The organism is Acidibrevibacterium sp. (genome assembly GCF_049965395.1).
GTDB lineage: Bacteria > Pseudomonadota > Alphaproteobacteria > Acetobacterales > Acetobacteraceae > Acidibrevibacterium > Acidibrevibacterium fodinaquatile.
The window spans coordinates 1-18844 of the sequence record NZ_JBMFWJ010000049.1; the positions used below are offsets into that span (position 1 = coordinate 1).

The 18844-nt window shown below is 66.7% G+C and carries 17 protein-coding genes and 2 tRNA genes; 10 read left to right on the forward strand and 9 right to left on the reverse strand.

All coding sequences use genetic code 11. The annotated features are described in order from the left end of the window. Complete coding sequence (locus ACP5M5_RS12295; protein ID WP_427937787.1) at positions 1–3675, reverse strand: hydantoinase B/oxoprolinase family protein; 3675 nt, start codon at positions 3673–3675, stop codon at positions 1–3. A 96-nt stretch (positions 3676–3771) separates the two neighbouring features. On the opposite strand from ACP5M5_RS12295, the gene ACP5M5_RS12300 reads away from it, so the two are divergent. Both ACP5M5_RS12300 and ACP5M5_RS12305 read left to right on the forward strand, forming a co-directional pair. After that, a complete protein-coding gene (locus ACP5M5_RS12300) occupies positions 3772–4305 on the forward strand; it encodes a winged helix DNA-binding protein (RefSeq protein WP_427937789.1) in 534 nt (177 codons plus the stop codon). A gap of 165 nt (positions 4306–4470) precedes the next feature. Then, complete coding sequence (locus ACP5M5_RS12305) at positions 4471–5688, forward strand: MFS transporter (RefSeq protein WP_427937791.1); 1218 nt, start codon at positions 4471–4473, stop codon at positions 5686–5688. Between the two features lie 152 nt (positions 5689–5840). On the opposite strand, the gene ACP5M5_RS12310 is transcribed toward ACP5M5_RS12305, so the two are convergent. Genes ACP5M5_RS12310 through ACP5M5_RS12325 form a run of 4 tightly spaced genes read right to left on the reverse strand, consistent with a single transcriptional unit; the run spans position 5841 to position 8808 of the window. Next, entirely contained in the window at positions 5841–6560 is a 720-nt protein-coding gene (locus ACP5M5_RS12310; RefSeq protein ID WP_427937793.1) for a lysophospholipid acyltransferase family protein, read from the reverse strand. Positions 6561–6576: 16 nt separating this feature from the next. Continuing rightward, positions 6577–7182 carry a YdcF family protein gene (locus ACP5M5_RS12315; protein ID WP_427937795.1) on the reverse strand — a complete coding sequence of 202 codons (606 nt, stop codon included), beginning with the start codon at positions 7180–7182 and terminating at the stop codon, positions 6577–6579. 5 nt (positions 7183–7187) lie between these two features. Beyond that, positions 7188–8138 (reverse strand): cell division protein FtsX, encoded by a 951-nt coding sequence (locus ACP5M5_RS12320; RefSeq protein WP_427937797.1) that lies wholly within the window; start codon positions 8136–8138, stop codon positions 7188–7190. Further along, positions 8131–8808 carry a cell division ATP-binding protein FtsE gene (locus ACP5M5_RS12325; RefSeq protein ID WP_427937799.1) on the reverse strand — a complete coding sequence of 226 codons (678 nt, stop codon included), beginning with the start codon at positions 8806–8808 and terminating at the stop codon, positions 8131–8133. Before ACP5M5_RS12325 ends, ACP5M5_RS12320 begins: the two co-directional genes overlap by 8 nt. Positions 8809–8947: 139 nt before the next feature. On the opposite strand from ACP5M5_RS12325, the gene ACP5M5_RS12330 reads away from it, so the two are divergent. From ACP5M5_RS12330 to ACP5M5_RS12340, 3 genes are all read left to right on the forward strand, one after another. Beyond that, positions 8948–9379, forward strand: coding sequence for a zinc-ribbon domain-containing protein (locus ACP5M5_RS12330; RefSeq protein WP_427937800.1), 432 nt, complete (start codon positions 8948–8950; stop codon positions 9377–9379). A 182-nt stretch (positions 9380–9561) separates the two neighbouring features. Then, positions 9562–10329, forward strand: coding sequence for a transcriptional repressor LexA (gene lexA, locus ACP5M5_RS12335; protein WP_427937801.1), 768 nt, complete (start codon positions 9562–9564; stop codon positions 10327–10329). Beyond that, complete coding sequence (locus tag ACP5M5_RS12340; RefSeq protein ID WP_427937802.1) at positions 10326–10745, forward strand: hypothetical protein; 420 nt, start codon at positions 10326–10328, stop codon at positions 10743–10745. The genes lexA and ACP5M5_RS12340 overlap by 4 nt, the downstream gene beginning before the upstream one ends. Before the next feature lie 21 nt (positions 10746–10766). Here the strand turns inward: ACP5M5_RS12340 and ACP5M5_RS12345 are convergent, their stop codons facing one another. Further along, the gene (locus ACP5M5_RS12345; RefSeq protein ID WP_427937804.1) at positions 10767–12548 is read right to left on the reverse strand and encodes a transglycosylase domain-containing protein; all 1782 of its coding nucleotides are present in this window, start codon (positions 12546–12548) and stop codon (positions 10767–10769) included. On the opposite strand from ACP5M5_RS12345, the gene ACP5M5_RS12350 reads away from it, so the two are divergent. From ACP5M5_RS12350 to ACP5M5_RS12360, 3 genes are all read left to right on the forward strand, one after another. After that, positions 12547–13458 (forward strand): NAD(P)-dependent oxidoreductase, encoded by a 912-nt coding sequence (locus tag ACP5M5_RS12350; protein WP_427937806.1) that lies wholly within the window; start codon positions 12547–12549, stop codon positions 13456–13458. The two genes, ACP5M5_RS12345 and ACP5M5_RS12350, sit on opposite strands and share 2 nt — an antisense overlap. A gap of 12 nt (positions 13459–13470) precedes the next feature. Next, positions 13471–13555 (forward strand) — tRNA-Leu (locus ACP5M5_RS12355). A 108-nt stretch (positions 13556–13663) separates the two neighbouring features. Next, positions 13664–14071 carry a DoxX family protein gene (locus tag ACP5M5_RS12360; RefSeq protein WP_427937808.1) on the forward strand — a complete coding sequence of 136 codons (408 nt, stop codon included), beginning with the start codon at positions 13664–13666 and terminating at the stop codon, positions 14069–14071. 468 nt (positions 14072–14539) lie between these two features. Here the strand turns inward: ACP5M5_RS12360 and ACP5M5_RS12365 are convergent. From ACP5M5_RS12365 to ACP5M5_RS12375, 3 genes are all read right to left on the reverse strand, one after another. Further along, positions 14540–14615 (reverse strand) — tRNA-Glu (locus tag ACP5M5_RS12365). A 60-nt stretch (positions 14616–14675) separates the two neighbouring features. Beyond that, positions 14676–15065, reverse strand: coding sequence for a Zn-ribbon domain-containing OB-fold protein (locus ACP5M5_RS12370; RefSeq protein WP_427937810.1), 390 nt, complete (start codon positions 15063–15065; stop codon positions 14676–14678). Between the two features lie 16 nt (positions 15066–15081). Further along, positions 15082–16251, reverse strand: coding sequence for a thiolase domain-containing protein (locus ACP5M5_RS12375; protein WP_427937812.1), 1170 nt, complete (start codon positions 16249–16251; stop codon positions 15082–15084). Positions 16252–16463: 212 nt separating this feature from the next. Here ACP5M5_RS12375 and guaA point away from each other — a divergent pair, with 212 nt between their 5' ends. Then, entirely contained in the window at positions 16464–18029 is a 1566-nt protein-coding gene (guaA, locus tag ACP5M5_RS12380) for a glutamine-hydrolyzing GMP synthase (protein WP_427937814.1), read from the forward strand. A 505-nt stretch (positions 18030–18534) separates the two neighbouring features. Then, positions 18535–18844: hypothetical protein (locus ACP5M5_RS12385; protein WP_427937815.1), on the forward strand; the 310-nt coding region annotated here is incomplete at its 3' end.

Consider the following 18844-nt stretch of genomic DNA (forward strand, 5'->3'; position numbering starts at 1 on the left):
TTAAATAGCCTCCCCCTCCCGCGCTTTTGGTGCGCCAAAGCCGCCGCCGCCTGGGGTTTCGATCACGAAAATATCGCCGGGCGCGAGTTCGGCGCGATCGACGCCGCGCAAGATGTCGCGTCGGCCATCGTGGCGCTCGACCCATTGCCGCCCGGGCGCGCCGTCTTCGCCGCCTGCGAACCCGAAGGGCGCCACCTCGCGGCGCGAGGCAACGATGACTGCTGTCATCGGCGCGAGGAAACGGATGCGCCGCCGCGCGCCGTCGCCGCCGCGATGGCGCCCACGCCCGCCTGAGCCGCGGCGGATCGCAAATTCCTCGAGGAGCACGGGATAGCGCAGTTCGAGGATTTCGGCGTCCGTCATGCGGGTATTGGTCATGTGGGTCTGCACCGCCGAGGTGCCGTCGAAATCTGGCCCGGCGCCGGTGCCGCCGCAGATCGTCTCGTAATATTGATATGTCGCATCACCAAACAGGAAATTATTCATCGTCGCCTGGCTGCAGGCAATCACGCCGAGCGCGCCGAAAAGGGCGTTGCAGGTCGCTTGTGACACCTCGGTGTTGCCGGCGACGACGGCGCGGCCGGGCGTTGGGCTCAGGAAACTTCCCGGCGGGATGACGATCTCGATCGGTTTCAGGCAGCCATCGTTGAGCGGAATATCGTCACCGACGAGGCAGCGGAAAACGTAAAGCACGACCGCGCGGGTCACCGCTGGCGGGGCATTGAAATTGCCGTCCGTCTGCTCCGCTCCGGTGCCGGTGAAATCGACGATCGCGGTGCGCCGTGCGGCATCGACGCGCACCTCGACCGCGAGCGGCACGCCGCGATCCATCTGATAGATGAAACGCCCGCCGGGGATGCGCGCCAGCACCCGGCGCACGCTCTCCTCGGCATTGTCCATGACATGGCGCATATAGGCGGAGACGACGTCCCAGCCATAGTGCGCGATCACTCGCTGCAATTCCTGCACGCCGCGGGCATTGGCCGCGACCTGCGCCTTGATGTCGGCGACGTTGACATCGGGGCTGCGGGCGGGATAGCGCGCCGCGGCGAGAAGGTCGCGAAATTCCGTCTCGCGGAAATGCCCGCCCGCGACGAGGAGAAAATCATCGATCACCACGCCCTCTTCTTCGAGCGTGGTCGAGTTGGGCGGCGTCGAACCCGGCGTTGCGCCGCCAATATCGGCGTGATGCCCGCGCGAGCCGACGAAGAACCGGATCTCCCGCCCGCTTTCGTCAAACACCGGGGTGATAACGGTGATATCGGGCAGATGGGTGCCGCCGTTGAAGGGATTGTTGAGGGCGATGACGTCACCCGGCTTCAGGGTTTTGGCGCGGCGCGCCAGCACCGTGCGGACGCTTTCGCCCATCGCGCCGAGATGGACGGGCACATGCGGCGCGTTGGCAACCAGAGCGCCGCTGCCATCGAAAATCGCGCAGGAGAAATCGAGCCGCTCCTTGATGTTCACGCTGAGCGACGTGTTCTGCAAAACCGCGCCGGTCTGCTCCGCGACATTCATGAAAAGATTGTTGAAGAGTTCGAGGAGCACCGGGTCGGCGCGCTCGGTGCCGGCGGCGTGGCGCGTGGTGCGCGCGCTCGCCCGCGTCAGCAGGAGATGGTTGCGCGCGGTGATTTCCGCTTGCCAGCCGGGTTCGATCACCGTCGTCGCGTTGGCTTCGCGGATCAGCGCCGGGCCGGACAGACGGTCACCGGCGGCAAGCGCCGTGCGCTCGAACACGGGCGCCCGGTGCGCAGCCCCTTGGCTAAACAAGGCAACTTCGTCGATCGGCACCGGCGCGCCGGCGGTGCGCGGCGCGAGCGTCTCTTCCGCCACCGCTTCGCCGGGGGCGATGGCCTCGATCGCGACGAGTTCGGCGATCAGGGCACGGTCCGGCGGCGGGACGAAGCCGAAGCGGGCGCTGTGGGCTGCGGCGAAATCGGCGATCATCGTCGCCAGAGCGCCGAAAGCGACGGGAAGGGCTGCCTCGGTGCTTTCGATGCGGATATGCACCGTACGCTTGACGAGGATTGTCTCCCGGCTCGCGCCCTGTTCGCAGAGTGCAGCGATGCCCGATTGCGCGAGCCGATCGAGCTCTGCTGCCAGCGCCGCCAGCGCCGTCTCATCGAGCGGCATTTCCACCGCCTGTTCGCGCATCACCACCTGATCGGCAAGACCCATGCCATAGGCCGAGAGCACGCCGGCGAAAGGGTGGAGAAAGACTTTGTCCATCCCGAGGGCATCGGCGACGAGACAGGCATGCTGGCCGCCGGCGCCACCGAAGCAGGCGAGCGTGAAGCGGGTGACGTCGTAGCCCTTTTGCACCGAAATCTGCTTGATCGCATTGGCCATGTTGGCAACCGCGATGGCGATGAAGCCTTCGGCAAGGCGCTCGGGCGTTTGCGCGATGCCGGTTTTGGCGCTGACTTCGGCGGCGAGGGCGACGAATTTCTCGCGCACCAGGCGGTCATCGAGCGGTTGATCGCCGTTTGCGCCAAAAATCGCCGGAAAATGCTGCGGCTGGATTTTACCGAGGCAGACATTGGCATCGGTCACAGTAAGCGGCCCGCCATTGCGGTAACTCGCCGGGCCGGGCACGGCGCCGGCCGAATCCGGGCCGACACGCAGCCGCGCGCCATCGAAATGCAGGATCGAGCCGCCACCGGCGGCAACCGTGTTGATCGCCATCATCGGCGCGCGCATGCGCACGCCGGCGATCTCGGTCTCAAAGGCGCGCTCGAAGGCGCCGTCATAAAGCGCGACATCGGTCGAGGTGCCGCCCATGTCGAAACCGATGATGCTGGTGATCCCTGCCGCGGCGGCGGTGCGGGCGGCGCCGACGATACCGCCGGCGGGGCCAGAGAGAATCGCATCCTTGCCCTGGAAATGCCGCGCCTCCGCAAGCCCGCCATGAGACTGCATGAAATAAAGCCGTGTGCCGGCGAGTGCGGCCGCCACCTGATCGACATAGCGGCGAAGGATTGGCGAGAGATAGGCATCGACGACGGTGGTATCGCCGCGCGGCACCAGGCGCAAAAGCGGGCTCACCGCGTAACTCGCCGAAACCTGCGCAAAGCCAGCCTCGCGGGCGAGTTCGGCGAGCCGCCGTTCGTGGTCGGGATATTTCCAAGCATGCATGCGCACGATCGCGCAAGCGCCGAGCCCGCGGGCGCGCGCCTCGGCGAAAGCCGCCCGCGCTTGCGCCTCATCGAGCGGCGTGATCTCAGCGCCGTCGGCAGCGATCCGGCCATCGATCTCCACCACCGTCTCGTAAAGCAGGCTGGGGAGCGTGATCGCGAGATCGAACAGGCGCGGGCGCGCCTGGTTGCCGATTCGCAAAGCATCGGCAAACCCGCGATCGACGACGAGGAGGGTGCGCTCGCCCTTGCGTTCGAGAAGGGCGTTGGTCGCGACCGTGGTGCCCATTTTCACCGCCGCGATCACCCCCGTCGGGATCGCGGCATCGGCGGCGAGGCCGAGCATCGCCTTGATCCCCGCGATCGCCGCGTCGGGATAACGGGTGGGGTTTTCCGAGAGCAGTTTATGGGTAAAGAGGCGCCCGTCCGGCGCCCGCGCGACGATATCGGTGAAGGTGCCGCCGCGATCGATCCAGAACTGCCAACCGGGAGCGAGAGGAACGTCTGGCGATGTGTCGCGCGGCATGGCGGCTTGGGTCATGGCGGCTCCGTCTCTGGATTTTTTGCTCCCCATTATTGACAAATTATCATCAAATCGTCAACGATTTCTCAACGTCTACCGCAAAGGAAGCGCCCGATGCCCGAGAGCAAGGCTGCCCCACATCTCCAGCATGATCCCGTGGTCTCGTCCGCCCATCTCGCGGCCGGCGGCTCACCAGCGCTTTCCGAGGTCGAGTTCGGCCTCACCCTCGCCCATCACGCCTTCCAACGCTGGATGATCCGCTGCGCCGCCGCCGCCGGCGCGCCCGGCCTCTCACCGATCGAGGTGCTCATCCTGCACACCGTCCGCCACCGCGACCGGCCGAAGCGGCGGGCCGATATCGCCCTCGTCCTCGATATCGAGGATCCGCATCTCATCACCTACGCGCTCGGCAAACTGACCCGAGCCGGCCTCATCATCAGCGAGCGCGCCGGCAAGGAGGTGCAGGTGCGTGCGACAGCGGCCGGTGAAGCGCTCTGCGCGCGCTACGCCGCGATCCGCGAGCGGCTGCTGGTTCAGGGCTTCGCCGACACCGGCCCCGGCGAGGCGCCGCTCTCGGCGCTCGCTTCCCTGTTGCGCGCGCTCTCCGGCCATTACAATCAGGCGGCCCGCGCCGCGGCAACGCTTTAGGAGGTAAAAGAAAAAAAGAATCTTCTTTTTCTGAAGAAAAAGAAGCAAAAAGACTTTTGCCCTTTTAAAAATCTTCTTTGTCTTTTTGACAAGAAAGGAATCCCTGCCATTCCCGCGACCGTTGTTTCCCAAGAGGACACCGGGCTCCTCGCCTTCTTCCGCAGCATGACCGCGCCCGAACGCGGCACTTTCATCGCCTGCGCCACCGGCTGGGCACTCGATGGCATGGATTTCATGATCTACCCCTTGGTGCTGGGCTCGATCATGCGGCTCTGGCAGGTCGGCGGCGGCCGCGCTGGGCTTGCGGCAACCGTAACCTTGCTTGCCTCCGCCATCGGCGGCTGGCTCGCCGGATTTCTCTCTGACCGCATCGGCCGGGTGCGCACGCTCCAGCTCACCATCCTGTGGTTTTCGCTGTTCAGCCTACTTTCCGCCTTCGCGCAGAGTTTCAATCAGTTACTGCTCTTTCGCACGCTGCTCGGATTCGGCTTCGGCGGTGAATGGGCGGTCGGCGCGGTCTTGATGGGGGAAGTGATCCGCCCGGCCTTTCGCGGCCGCGCCGTGGGCTCGGTTCAAGCGGGCTGGGCGCTGGGATGGGCGGGCGCGGTGCTGGCCCAAGCGGTGCTGTTTTCCACAGTGTCGCCAGCGCTCGCCTGGCGGGCGATGTTCGCGCTCGGTGTCGCACCAGCGCTGCTCACGCTTTACATCCGCCGCCACGTCGCCGAACCGGAGCTTGCGGCAGCCAACCGTCGGCAGCGCCTTGCCAAGGGCGAGCCGCATCCCACTCTCGTGCGCATTTTCGCGCCTGACATCCTGGCCACCACCCTGCTCGCCGCCCTCGCTTCGACCGGCGCGCAAGGCGGCTATTACGCCATTACCACATGGCTTCCAACCTTTCTCAAAACCAGCCGCGGCCTCAGCGTGATCGGCTCGACCGGCTATCTCGCGACACTGATCGCCGGCAGTTTCGCAGGCTACCTCATTGGCGCCTGGCTCGCCGATCGGATCGGGCGGCGAATGCTGTTTCTCGTCTTCTCATCGGCCGCGATCGTCCTCGTGCTCGCTTATACCCAGCTCCCGATCCCGAACCAGGCGATGCTGGTGCTCGGGTTTCCACTCGGGTTTTTTGCGTCAGGCTACTTTTCCGGCTTCGGTCCATTTCTGAGCGAGCTGTTTCCGACCGCGATGCGCGGTTCAGGACAAGGATTCTGCTATAATTTCGGGCGCGGGGTCGGCGCCCTGTTCCCGACTCTGGTTGGCTATCTCGCGGAGATCATTCCTCTTGCCGATGCCATCGCGGTGTTCGCAACCGTCGCCTACGCGGTCTTTTTCCTCGCCGCCTTCACACTGCCGGAAACGCGCGGGCGATCGCTCGCGCACTGAGGGGCCGATCAGCACGTGCCGCCAGCCAATTATCCCCATCTCGCGAACGGCCACCCGGGCAGCGCGAAGTTAACGAAAATGTCTGATTTTTCAAATTACTGAATTTTGACATTGGTGTGACATCGGAGCTTTCCGTCGATCCTCCCACAGAGTTACCCACACCTCGCGCCGGCGCGCGGAAGCGGCGCCGCATCCCAAGCCGCTTGGAGGCCGGCAAGCAGCGCCTCGCGCGGCAGGCCGGCCGGCAGCGGCGGGCAGACGACGAGATGGATCGGTCCCGGGCGCTTGAAAAACGCGTCTTTTCCCCAACGAAGACCGGAATCGGTCGCAACCGGCACCACCGGCAATTTCACGGCCGCTGCCATCGCCGCGACCCCGGGCTGCAAGGCCCGCCGCTCGCCAGGGAGGGTGCGCGTTCCCTCAGGAAAAATCACGATCTGGCGTCCCTCCGCCACCGCCCGCCTGGTCTCGGCGAGAAGGCCACGCAGCGCCGCGGCACCGCCAGCGCGATCGACCAAAATCATCCCAGCCAGCGGCGTGAGCGGCCCGAACAGTGGAATTTTCTTGAGTTCCCGCTTCATCACGTAGGTCGGATGGGCGAGCAGCGTGAGCCAGACCAGCGTGTCATAGGCCGATTGGTGCTGGGAGGCGAGCAATACCGGCCCCGCCGGCGGCAAATACTCAAAACCGATCAACACCGGATAGATGCCGCAAATCCGGCGCAAGCCGCCGAGCAGCAGTCGCGCCCAGAATTGCGCGTAAGCGAGCGCCCGGCGGCGCGCGAACCAGCGCACGCCAAGTCCGCCGATCCCAAGCACGAAGGTGAGCAGGAAGAAATAGAGATTGAACAGCGCCGAGCGCAGAAACATCATCCCCCGCTGATCTCCCTCACTCGTGGCCCCAGTCGTTGCCCGGCAACACCGCCGAGAGGCCGGAGGCGACGACCAGAAACTTGCTGTATTCGACGGCGAGCAGCTTGAGCGTCGTCCATTGCCAGGGGCCGCGCATCGCCGGCGGCACCACGGCGGCGGCGTAAAGCGTGACATCGGGCATGGCGCGGGCAAACTCGGCGCGGGCGCGCGGCATGTGATAGGTCGCGGTGACCAGGATCAGCGAATGAAAGCCGTTTTGCCGCGCCCACAGCGCCGCCTCGGCGGCGTTGCCGCGGGTCGTCAGCGCCGCCCGGCCAAGTGTAACATGGCCGCCGAGCGGTGCCGGGTCGAGCCCGGCGCGGCGCGCCATCTCGGCGAGATCGAGCTTCGAAGCCACCCCCGAAACCAGCAATTCCCGCCCTTTGCCCGCAGCGAGCAAACGCAGGCCGTCGGCGATCCGATCCGCCCCGCCGGTGAGGACGACGATCCCGTCGGCGGGCGGCAGATCGGGCGGGGGGGGCGTCTCGGTCACCGAGACGAAGCAAAGGAATCCACCGAACCAAACACCGGCGGCAATCAGCGTGACCAAAAGGACGCTGCGCCACGGGGCGGCCCATCTCATGCCGGTCACGGTAGACGGCGGAGCCATCGCCGCACCGTCCCCTGCGCTGTGAGCCAGCCGATCGCCGCCGCGGCCAGCGGCAGCAGAGCGAGCCAGGGCGCGGCGAGCGGCAGGATGCCACGGGCCAACCCCGCCGCCGCGCCGCTCGCGGCGTCCTTGCCGGGCGCGATAAGCCCCGCAAACGGGGCTGCGACCCGCCCGAGCAACGCCAGCGCTGGCAGCGCCGCGAGCGTGCCGAGCCCCCCGCCAAGCGCCGCGAGCCACGCGGCGCGGGCGGCGAACCGGTTGGCGATATAGGAGTCGCTGGCACCCAGCCCGTGGACGATTTCCAGCGCCTCTCGCCGCGCGGCCAAGCTCGCGCGGGTTGCGATCGCGATCACCAGGGCGGCGATCATCCCGACGATGAGCAGCGCCAGCGCCGCCAGCGCCTCTAAGCTGCGGGCTAACGCGGTTAGACGGGAAAACCACGGTCCCGCGGCTTCAACCAGTGTCCCCGGCGCGACCGGCGTAAGCTGCGCCGCCAACGTCTCCTCGGCGACCGGGGCAGCGCCGGCGACACGGCGGACAGTGATCACCGCCGGCACCGCAAGACCGAGCGCGCCAGGTGTTGCGCCCAGCCAGGGGCGCAGCAGCGCCTCGAGTTCGGCATCACTCAGCCGCCGCGCCGCGATAATTCCTGGATCGGCACGGAGCAAAGCGAGAACCGCGTCCGCCCGGCTCGCCGCGCCAGCGGCGGCCGGCGCCTGAGGTGCGGGCACCTGAATGGTCAAGCTGGCGCCCGCCCCTTCGCGCCAATGCCGGGCAAGGCCGGCGGCGGCAAGCATCCCAGCGAGCGCCAGCGCCGCGAGCAACGCCACCGCCGCGACCAAGAGCGGCAGCAAACGCGGCGCGAAAGCGCGTTTCAAGCCAAGTTCGTCGAACCGCGCCGGGCGCAGCCGCGCGTGCTCCCTACGCATCGCCGACCAGCCGCCCCTGGTCGAGCCGCAGCGCCGGCGCCGGATAACGCGCGACCAGCGCGGTCTGGTGGGTCGCGACGATGACGCTGGCGCCAAGCCGGTTCAACTCCCCGAGCAACTGCATGAGCCGTTCCGCCTGGGCTTCGTCGAGATTGCCGGTCGGCTCGTCAGCGAGAATGAGGCTCGGGCGATTGATCACCGCGCGGGCGATGGCGACGCGCTGCTGCTCGCCGCCCGAAAGCGTCGGCGGCAGCGCCGCGAGATGGCCGGCGAGCCCAACCCACCGCAGCATTTCCGAAACATCGGCGCGGATTTGCCCCTCCGGTCGCCCCGCGAGGCGGAGCGGCAAGGCGACGTTATCGAACACCGAAAGATGGCTGAGCAGCCGGAAATCCTGGAATACAACGCCGATCTGGCGGCGGAGCGCGGCAAGATCGCGGCGCGCGGCGGTATGGATGGGGTGACCGAGAATGACCGCCTCACCCTGGCTCGGCCGCGCCGCGAGCGTCAGCAGGCGGAGAAGACTGGTTTTGCCAGCGCCGGAGGGGCCAAGCAGCCAGCGAAACCCGCCCGCCGCGACGCTAAAGCTGATATCGCGCAAAACCAGCCCCGCCCGGCCGCCGCCGGCGCCTTCGCCATAGGAAAGTCCGACTTCGTGAAATCTAATCATCCCGAATCGCGTTGTTGTTCCCTATCCTTTTGCCAAGCCAGGAAAGAGGGTGCAAACCTCGTCGCGCATTGTCCCATTCCCTTCCCCGGGGCATTGCCAGAGCCGAGCCGGGACGGCAAAGTAACTTCTCGAGACATTCATGCACATCACTTGTCCCGCCTGTGCCGCGGCTTATGAGGTTCCGGACACGCTGCTCGTGCCCGGCCGGCGGGCGCGTTGCGCGCGTTGCGGCCATGAATGGGAGCCGAGCGCCGATACCACGCCACCGCCGCCCGAGCCGGAGGCGACACCCGCGGTAACCGCCGTGGTAGCGCCCGAATCCGCCGTCCGCATTCCCGAGGCGCCGCGGGTCGCGGCCGCCGAGCGGAGGATCACACCCCCCGCGAAGCCACCACGCCGCCGGCCCGGCACCGCGATCTGGCTCGGCTGGGCGGCGAGCCTCGCAATCATCGTTTATGCCGGCTATGCCGCCGCCCACCATCGCGAGACGGTGATGCGGCGCTGGCCGCCGAGCATCCGGCTTTATAACGTGCTCGGCCTCCTCCCGGCAGCCCCTCCTGCGAAACCGTGAGGATCCCTCTCGCGGGAATGCCGCTCGCGCGCGCTTGACGGGCGAACAAGAACTAATATAGAACACTGATCAGAAATCCTGGAGTCCCTAACGGCGTTTCCTCTCGCTCGACACGGCCTGGGTGGCTTGGGGCAGCGGCCGGTGTCTTTGGGGCGAGATAAAACAAGACAGAAAAGGCTCGCATGCTGACCCGCAAGCAATACCAGCTTCTGACCGTCATCGATCAGCATCTTCGCAGCACTGGCTTCTCGCCGAGCTTCGAGGAGATGAAAGAGGCACTCGGGCTCAAATCCAAATCCGGCGTCCATCGCCTGATTTTGGCGCTGGAGGAACGCGGGTTTCTGCGCCGCCGCCATCACCGCGCCCGCGCCCTCGAAGTGCTGCGCCTGCCCGAGGACATCGCCGCCGCGAGCGGGCCGGGCCATGACGTCGCGAGTGTCTCCTCGGCAGCCGCTGGTGTGGCTTCGCCATCCGGGCTCTCTCCCCCCGCCAGTTTCGCCCCCAATGTCATCCGCGGCGACTTCTCCGCCCGGCTCCAGGGCGTGCGCGCCGCCTCCGCGGCGAGCGCGGTGCAATTGCCGCTCTATGGCCGTATCGCCGCCGGTCTGCCGATCGAGGCACTGCGTGATCATGGCACATTGATCGAGGTGCCGGTGGCGCTGCTCGGCAATGGGGAACATTATGCGTTGGAAGTCGCCGGCGATTCGATGATCGATGCCGGCATCCTCGATGGCGATACCGCGATCATCCGTCGTGGCGAGGGCGCGGAAAACGGCCAAATCGTCGTCGCCCTGATCGACGAGAGCGAGGTGACGCTGAAACGGCTTCGCCGGCGTGGCAATTCGATCGCCCTGGAGCCCGCCAACGCTCGCCACGAGACGCGGATTTTTCCCGCCGAGCGGGTGCGCCTGCAAGGGCGGTTGGTCGCGTTGTTGCGGCGTTACGCATGAGCCCGCCCCCGGCGCGGCGGGGCGGGAGCCTGATCGCTTTTCTCGCGATGGCTTTCGTCGTCGTCGGCCTTACCGGCATTCTCGCGACCTATGCCGCGCCGTTGCCGCTTGCCCGCGCTCTGCATGAAGAGGCGATGGTCGATGACGCACTCGCCGCCGGCCGTACCGCCGACATCGATGCCATGGCGGCAGCGCTCGGGAAAAATGACGAGGCGCGATTCGGCGGCGCCGCGACCGCCGCCGTCAACCGCGCGGGCGATCTTCCGGCGCGCGCCGCCGCGCTGCGCGCGGCGCTGCGCCAGACGATGACCGCCGAGGCGGAAGCCGCGGCGTGGCGGCTGCGCTTTCTGATCATCGTTGCAACCACCGCCGCGGCTTTATTCGGCGCCGCCCTGATAGGCGCCGCGCGACGTTAGAATTTCCCTTCGCCCTTTCCGTCACTCCCGCGCGACGATCACGGCGAGGTCATGGAACAAACGTGCCGGTAGGCTGCCGCCGGTGACGCCCTTGGTTGGGCTCGCATCGTCATTGCCGAACCAGACGCCGATCAGCGTGCCGCGAACCGCGCCGATGAACCAGGCATCGCGATACGCCTGGGAGGTGCCGGTTTTGCCGGCGACGCTTTCGCCCGGGATGGCGGCGGCGCGGCCAGTACCGTCGCTGACCACGGCGGCGAGCATGGTTCTCATCATCGCCGCCTCCGCTGGCGTGATCACTGGGATTCGGGTGGCGGGCCCGGCTTCGAGAAACTTTGGCCGGACGGCATTGCCACCGTTGAAAAACGGCGCGTAGCTCGCGGTCAATTCGAGAAGCCCGACAGAGGCGGTGCCGAGGGCGAGCGAAGCGTCATCCGGCAGGGGATCGTTGATGCCAAGCTTTCGGGCAAGCGCGATCACCGTGCGCGGTCCGCCACTGCGGAGCAAAAGCCGCACAGCGGCGGTGTTCGAGGATTGCGCGAGCGCGGTGGTGAGCGTGATTGTGCCGAGATAGCGATGCTCGAGATCATGCGGCGCCCAGTTGCCGATCCTGATCGGCGCATCCTCGACCAGGCTCGCCGGCGTTTCGCCTCGCGTCAGGGCGGCGAGCCAGATGAAGGGCTTGAACGCCGAGCCCGGCTGGCGCCGCGCGGCGACGGCGCGGTTAAAGCCGCCGCCGCTTTCGGCCCGCCCGCCGACCATGGCGCGAACCGCGCCGGTCGCAGCATCGAGCGCGACCACCGCACCCTCGCTCACCCCGGCGCTGGCGCCGGGGCCGTCGAGCAGCGCCTTGAGCCGAACCTCGGCCAGCGCTTGCAGGCGGGAATCGAGCGATGTGCGCAGCGTCATGTCCTCACCGGGCGGGAGACCGGGTTCAGCCTGCTCGGCCGCCCAATCAGCGAACCAGCCGCCGCCCGGAAGCGGTGGCAATGCGATCGCGGCAACGGCGGCGTTTTCGGCGGCCTCGGTAATGACCCCGCCCTCGCGCATCGCCGCCAGCACTTGGCGGGTGCGGGCGATCGCGGCGGCGGGGTCGGCGCGAGGGTTGAAGCGTGCCGGCGCGCGCGGCAGCCCGGCGATCATCGCCGCCTGCCACAGCGAAACCCGGCGCGCCGGAATGCCGAAATAGACCCTCGCAGCAGCGTCCACCCCGAACGCCCCGGCCCCGAGATAGACCCGGTTGAGCCAGATCTCGAGGATCTCGGTGCGAGAAAAATGATCGTAAAGCCAGAAGGATAAAATGGCCTCCTGGATTTTGCGGCGGAATGTCCGCCGGTTGCTGAGAAAGAGGGTTTTCGCGACCTGCTGCTCGAGCGTCGAGCCGCCCTGGACGATCCGCCCGGCGGTGAGATCGATGAACGCGGCCCGCGCCATCCCCCATAGATCGAGCGCGCCATGGCTGAAAAACCGCCGATCCTCGACCGCGACCACCGCCGCCGGAAGATAAGGCGGCAGATCAGCGAGATGCACCGTCGCGCCGACGATATCGCCATAGCGCGCAATCACGTGACCGGCGCGGTCCTCGAGCGTGAGGCTCGGCCGACGGAGGGTGGCGGCGTCTTCGGGGCGTGGCAGATCATAGATCAGCCACAACCCGACGAGGCCGAGCGCGAGCCCGCCCCAGACCAAGACGATGATCGCACGCGCGAGCCAACGCGCGCGGCGCCGGCGCGGCTTGCCCGCCTCCACCGATTTCCGCAGAGTGGCCGGATCCAGGCGATGATCAACCGGGGGCAGCTTCATGCGCGGTCTTTTTCTCGATGCGGACGACACCATGGCGGCGATTTTCGCGCGCCTCCAACGCTCCGGCGACCCGGCGGTTACCGTCAACCGCGCCGCCCGCATCGCGCCCGAAGATCTGCCACGCCTGCTCGCCGGCTATGATTTCGTGCTCGATGACCACTCCGCCCTCCCGACGGCAGCACTCGCCGCCTGCCCCGCGCTCCGCCATGTCATTTTTCTTGGCACCGGCGCGCGGAGCTATATGAACCCCGAGGAACTCGCCGCCCTCGGCATCACCGTCCACACCATCAAGGGCTATGGCGACACCGCGGTTGCCGAGCATAGCATCGCGTTGATGTGGGCGGCAGCGCGCGGGATCGCGGCGATGGATCGTGGCGTCCGCGCCGGCGGCTGGCCGCGCATTCCAGGGGTGCAGCTCACCGGCAAGACGCTCGGCCTGATCGGCTTTGGTGGAATCGCCGCCGAGGTCGCACGAATCGCGACGGGATCGGGCATGCGGGTGCTTGCGTGGAACCGGAGCCCGAAAACCGCGGCCGGGGTCAGCTTCGTCGGCCTCGACACGCTGCTCGCCGAAAGCGATGTCGTTTCGCTTCATCTCCTGCTCACTGACGAAACGCGGGGATTTCTCGATGCCGGGCGCCTCGCGCGGCTCCGCCCGGGCGTTATTCTGGTCAACACCGCGCGCGGCGCGCTGGTTGACGAGGCGGCGCTGATCGCCGGGCTCGAGGGCGGGCATATCGGCCATGCCGCGCTCGATGTCTTCGCGACCGAGCCGCTGCCGGCAGACCACCCGCTCACGCGCCTCGCCAATGTCACGCTTTCCGCCCATAGCGGGTTTCTCACGCCCGAGGCGAATGAAACGCTGCTCCAACGCGCGCTTGAAATCGCCCGCGGGCTCTGCGAGGGATAAGGATCTTCTCATGCGGACGTGGCGGAACAGGTAGACGCAGCAGACTTAAAATCTGCTTTCCGTTTCGGAAGTGCGGGTTCGATCCCCGCCGTCCGCAGAGCGGAGGGAGCGCATGAAAATTCGTTCGACATTGAATTAATGACCGACTATCCTCACGCCATCGCGACAATCCGCGCGGCCACGCCGCGCTAACGGGAGAACCACCATGCAGCAAAGCGTCGATCTCATCGGGCGCATTCTGATCGCCGTCCTGTTCATTCTCGCCGGCATCGGCAAGATCGAGAATCCGTCCGGGACCATGCAATATATCGCCTCCGGCGGGCTGCCGCTGCCGATGGCCGCTTATATCGTCGCCGTGTTGATCGAGGTCGGTGGCAGCATCCTCCTGGTGCTCGGCTGGCAGACGCGGGCGGTTGCCGCCATCATGGCGCTGTTTTCCGTGGTCACTGCCCTCGCCTTTCACAATAATTTCGCCGACCATGGCCAGCAGATCAATTTCTTGAAAAACCTCGCCATCGCTGGCGGGCTATTGCACCTCGTCGCTTTCGGCGCCGGCGCTCTCAGCCTCGACCACCGCTTCGCCCAACGCGGCGCGAGCCACGCGACCGCCTGACGTTTTTTGGCACGTCTCCCGCACCGACGGGTGCGGGAGACGAGGGGGGCGGTATCGCTACTACACCTGCTCGACCAAGGCCGGCAGGGCGGGACCGACTGCCGGAGCCGGACGGTGCCGATGGAAAAGCTCGACAACCTGGTTGCCGACCATCTGGGGTGGCGGCTCCTCGCCCCCGAACGGCCGGAGGACATCCTCGCCGCAGTGCCGCATCGTCGGGAGGAATGGGCCATGCGACGGACCGGTCATGTCACCGAGCTACGCTGGCGGGCAGCCGAGGCGGAGGCTAGGCTCAAGCGCCTCTATGATGCCATCGAGGGCGGCGTCGCTGACTTGGCCGATCCGATGCTGAAGGATCGCATCGCCGAGCTGAGCACGGTCCGCGACCGAGCCCGCGCCGACGCCGAGCGGGCCGAGGCCGGCGGTGGGAAATCGGCGGCGTTTGGCGTTCGCAGTTTTACACCGAAATGGCGTCCCGTAGGGGATTCGAACCCCTGTTACCGCCGTGAGAGGGCGGTGTCCTAGGCCTCTAGACGAACGGGACCGCGTCTTTGGTTGATTAAGCGATGATCTCGGCGACTGCAAGCGCCGCCGGCCCTTTGCGTCATACGGGGCTGAACATCGGCACGAGCGGACCGCCTTCGCTTTCCTGAAACACCAGCTTCACCGCCTGGCCGATCTGCAAGCCGTCGAAATCGCAATCGATCAGGTTGGTGAGCATGGTGACGCCTTCCTCGAGGGTGACATAGGCGATGGCGTAGGGGGTTTCGGCGCGACGCATCACGCTGTAGGCATAGATTTTGCCGCGTCCCGAAACCTCCCGCCAGCCGGTGGCGGGCTTGAAGCAGAACGGGCAGAGTGCGCGCGGATAATGATGCAGCTTGCCGCAATGGCCGCATTCGCGGATGACGAGCTTTCCCGAAGCCGCCGCCTGCCAATAGGCCGCGGTCTCAGGATTCGCTTCAGGCGCGGGGATTTTGCGTCGTGTGCTCATCGCCATCGTCTCTTCCTCACTCCCGTTCCAAAATCAGCGTCGCGCTTCCGTGCCGCAGCCCGAGCGAGCCGCCAGTCCCATGCGCCAGCGCCAGGGCGCAATCCTTCACCTGCACCGCCGGATGCGCCTCGCCGCGCAATTGCCGCACCGCTTCGATCACTTTGGTCATGCCGCCGCGATTGGCGGGATGGTTGTTGCAAAGCCCGCCGCCATCGGTGTTGAACGGCAATTTCCCGACCCCCGAAATCAGATTGCCGTCGGCAACGAAGCGCCCGCCGCTCCCCTTCTCGCAAAAGCCGAGATCCTCGATTTGCATGAGGACGGTGATGGTAAAGCTATCATAAATCGAGGCATATTGGATGTCGCCAGGTTTGACCCCGGCCTCGGCGAAGGCGCGTGGACCCGACCAGGCGGCGCCGGAGAAGGTGAGATCGACCTCGCCGCCGAACTGCCCCTTCACCGCCTCACCGACGCCGAGAATCTTAACCCGCGGCCGCTTCAGGCTTTTCGCGACATCGGGATGGGCGACGATCAGCGCCCCGCCGCCATCGGTGATGACGCAGCAATCGAGCCGATGCAGCGGATCGGCGATCATCGGCGAGGCGAGCACCTCCTCGACCGTCACCACCTCGCGCAAGAGCGCGTGCGGGTTGTGCTGGGCGTGATGGGAGGCGGCGACCTTGATCCAGGCGAGCTGCTCGCTGGTGGTGCCGAACTGATACATGTGCCGCATCGCGCACATCGCATACATATTCGCAACCGTCGGCGCATACGGGTATTCGAATTGGATTTCCGGGATAGCGGGGTTGCCGGCGCGCGGCGCGGTGCCGGTCGCCATGCCTTCGCTCCGCGGCCGCCCGGCGAGCGTGATCAGCGCCACCCGACATTTCCCGAGCGCAATCGCCTCGGCGGCGTGGGCGACATGGATGAGATAGGAGGAGCCGCCGGTATCGGTCGAATCGACATGGCGGACACGAAGATTGAGATAATCAACCATCGAGAGCGGCCCCATGCCAGGGGCGTCGCCGGCGCAAAAATACCCGTCCACGTCCTCCTTGCCGAGCCCGGCATCGGCGAGCGCGCCGAGCGCCACTTCGGCGTGAAGCTGGGCCAGGGATTTATCGGGTGCTTTGCGCGTCGGATGTTCATAGGCACCGACGATATAGGCCTTGCCTTTAATGCTCACGATCTTGTCCGTTCCTCTCGCTTCCTCGCTGTCTCGAGGCTAGGAGCCGGTCTCTCTCGGTGTCAAGGACTGCCCCGAACCGGACCGGCCGGGCCCGCCGCGGCGGCTTTTAAGCGGCTTGCCTCCGGATGGCCACTGCGGCAAAGACAGCGCCTGACCAACCCGACGCGCCCGCCGCTTGCCGAGGGTGCTTCGTGAGCGAAAGGCGCGCTGTGCAGCCCATTTCCCCCGCCTCCGACCGGATTTTGATCCTCGATTTCGGCAGCCAGGTGACGCAACTCATCGCCCGGCGGGTGCGCGAAAGCGGCGTCTACTGCGAAATCTGGCCTTATAATGCGGACCCGGCGCGAATCGCCGCCTTCGGCGCGCGCGGTTTTATCCTCTCCGGTGGCCCGGCGAGCGTCACCGAGGGGGCGGCGCCGCGGGCGCCAGACATCGTCTTCAGCGCCGGTGTGCCGGTGCTCGGGATTTGCTATGGCGAACAGACGATGTGCGCCCAACTCGGCGGCGCGGTCGCAGGCAGTGACCATCGCGAATTCGGCCGCGCCTTCGTCGATGTCGTCGGCGATTGTGCGCTTTTCGCCGGGGTCTGGCGGCGCGGCGAGCGCGAGCAGGTGTGGATGAGCCATGGCGACCGCGTGGTGCGTCTGCCGCCCGGCTTCCGCGCCGTCGCGACCAGCGACGGCGCCCCCTTTGCCGCCATCGCCGACGACGAGCGCCGCTTTTACGGCGTGCAGTTCCACCCCGAAGTCATCCATACGCCGCACGGCGCGGCCCTCCTCAAAAACTTCACCCATGCCGTCGCCGGCTGCCGTGGCGACTGGTCGATGGCCGGGTTCCGCGATCAGGCGATCGAGCGGCTGCGCGCCGAGATCGGCCCCGCGCGGGTGATCTGCGGCCTCTCGGGCGGGGTCGATTCGGCGGTCGCAGCCGCTCTCATCCATGCCGCGATCGGCGATCAATTGACCTGCATCTTCGTCGATCATGGCCTGCTCCGCGCTGGCGAGGCGGAGGCAGTGGTGCGGACCTTCCGCGACCGTCTCGCGATCCCGCTTATCGATCGCGACGCCTCGGCGCTGTTCCTCGCCGCCCTAGAGGGCGTCGAAGACCCCGAGCGGAAGCGCAAAACCATCGGCCGCCTATTCATCGACGTGTTCGAGGAGGAGGCGGGCAAACTCGGCGGCGCCGAATATCTCGCGCAAGGGACGCTGTATCCCGACGTCATCGAGAGCGTGAGCTTCATCGGCGGCCCCAGCGTCACCATCAAATCGCACCATAATGTCGGCGGCCTGCCGGAGCGGATGCGGCTCAAGCTGGTTGAACCGCTCAGGGAATTGTTCAAGGACGAGGTGCGGGCGCTCGGGCGCGAGCTTGGCCTGCCAGATGAGATCATCGGCCGCCACCCCTTCCCCGGGCCTGGGCTTGCGATCCGCATCCCCGGCGCCATCAGCGCCGAAAAACTCGCGATCCTGCGCCAGGCCGACGCCATATTCCTCGAGGAAATCCGCGCCGCCGGCCTTTATGAAGCGATCTGGCAGGCCTTCGCGGTGCTGCTGCCGGTGCGCAGCGTCGGCGTCATGGGGGATGGGAGATCCTATGATTTCGCCTGCGCCCTCCGCGCCGTGACCTCGACCGATGGCATGACCGCCGATGTCTATCCCTTCGATCCTGCCTTTCTTTCGCGCGTCGCCGGGCGCATCGTCGGCGAGGTGCGCGGCATCAACCGCGTCACCTACGACATCACCAGCAAACCCCCCGGCACGATCGAGTGGGAATGATTTTGGCCCTTCCGGAGCCATCCAAGCGCATCCCAGAAGACTCCATAATGCACTGATAAACAGAATAAAATCATCTAGTGTTCTGACTCATTCGGCTGGTTCAGGCAGTCGGTTGAGCTTGGCGAGGATCGATGCGGCGGAGGACTTCCACGGTTTCGGCATACTTTCCGACCGGTATCCCGAGATGGCGGAGCCGGCCGAGCGCCACCCACCGCTAGGCCGGACCGAGGATGCTAGCCGGCAAGTCGAGGTAGCCGCGCGCTTCATTGCTGGCCGCTACGGTGTGAACGAGCGCATCTCAATTATCGCTCACTCTTGGGGCACGATGGCTGTCGGGCACTTCGCTGGGCGCTGCCCGGAGCTGGTGGGCCGCCCCGTGTTTTTCGCGCCGATCACTTAGCGCCACAGTACGGCGAGCGCTCCACGCCTGCCCGCTTGGAAGTTGGTGACCTTACAGGACCAATGGCACCGCTTCACCGCGGACACACCGAAAGGCGAGCCCCCCGTGCTGCTGGAACGGCACTTTCATGAGTGGGGTCAGCGCTACCTGGACTGCGATCCTGAAAGCCGTATGCGGACGCCGCCGGCGGTCAGGGTTCCGCTCGGTCCATTCCAGGACATCTACGGCGCTTGGGCAGGCAGGCTTGCCTACGACCCTGGTCTGATTCGGGCGCCGGTCGGTATCATCCGGGGCGAGTGGGACAGCATGTGCACCGATGCCGACGGGCGTTGGCTATTCGACGCGCTCGCGTCGTCGCCTCTCAAGCGTGATGTCAAGCTCAGCCGCGGCGGGCACCTGATGCACTTGGAGGAGG

What these genes read in the sequence shown, in the direction of transcription:
- ACP5M5_RS12295 (WP_427937787.1), bottom strand. Translation starts at nt 3,675, where the DNA reads ATGACCCAAGCCGCCATGCCGCGCGACACATCGCCAGACGTTCCTCTC.
- ACP5M5_RS12360 (WP_427937808.1), top strand. Translation starts at nt 13,664, where the DNA reads ATGCAGCAAAGCGTCGATCTCATCGGGCGCATTCTGATCGCCGTCCTG.
- ACP5M5_RS12305 (WP_427937791.1), top strand. Translation starts at nt 4,471, where the DNA reads ATGACCGCGCCCGAACGCGGCACTTTCATCGCCTGCGCCACCGGCTGG.
- ACP5M5_RS12320 (WP_427937797.1), bottom strand. Translation starts at nt 8,138, where the DNA reads ATGCGTAGGGAGCACGCGCGGCTGCGCCCGGCGCGGTTCGACGAACTT.
- ACP5M5_RS12350 (WP_427937806.1), top strand. Translation starts at nt 12,547, where the DNA reads ATGCGCGGTCTTTTTCTCGATGCGGACGACACCATGGCGGCGATTTTC.
- ACP5M5_RS12330 (WP_427937800.1), top strand. Translation starts at nt 8,948, where the DNA reads ATGCACATCACTTGTCCCGCCTGTGCCGCGGCTTATGAGGTTCCGGAC.
- ACP5M5_RS12370 (WP_427937810.1), bottom strand. Translation starts at nt 15,065, where the DNA reads ATGAGCACACGACGCAAAATCCCCGCGCCTGAAGCGAATCCTGAGACC.
- ACP5M5_RS12300 (WP_427937789.1), top strand. Translation starts at nt 3,772, where the DNA reads ATGCCCGAGAGCAAGGCTGCCCCACATCTCCAGCATGATCCCGTGGTC.
- ACP5M5_RS12325 (WP_427937799.1), bottom strand. Translation starts at nt 8,808, where the DNA reads ATGATTAGATTTCACGAAGTCGGACTTTCCTATGGCGAAGGCGCCGGC.
- ACP5M5_RS12340 (WP_427937802.1), top strand. Translation starts at nt 10,326, where the DNA reads ATGAGCCCGCCCCCGGCGCGGCGGGGCGGGAGCCTGATCGCTTTTCTC.
- ACP5M5_RS12310 (WP_427937793.1), bottom strand. Translation starts at nt 6,560, where the DNA reads ATGATGTTTCTGCGCTCGGCGCTGTTCAATCTCTATTTCTTCCTGCTC.
- lexA (WP_427937801.1), top strand. Translation starts at nt 9,562, where the DNA reads ATGCTGACCCGCAAGCAATACCAGCTTCTGACCGTCATCGATCAGCAT.
- ACP5M5_RS12345 (WP_427937804.1), bottom strand. Translation starts at nt 12,548, where the DNA reads ATGAAGCTGCCCCCGGTTGATCATCGCCTGGATCCGGCCACTCTGCGG.
- ACP5M5_RS12315 (WP_427937795.1), bottom strand. Translation starts at nt 7,182, where the DNA reads ATGAGATGGGCCGCCCCGTGGCGCAGCGTCCTTTTGGTCACGCTGATT.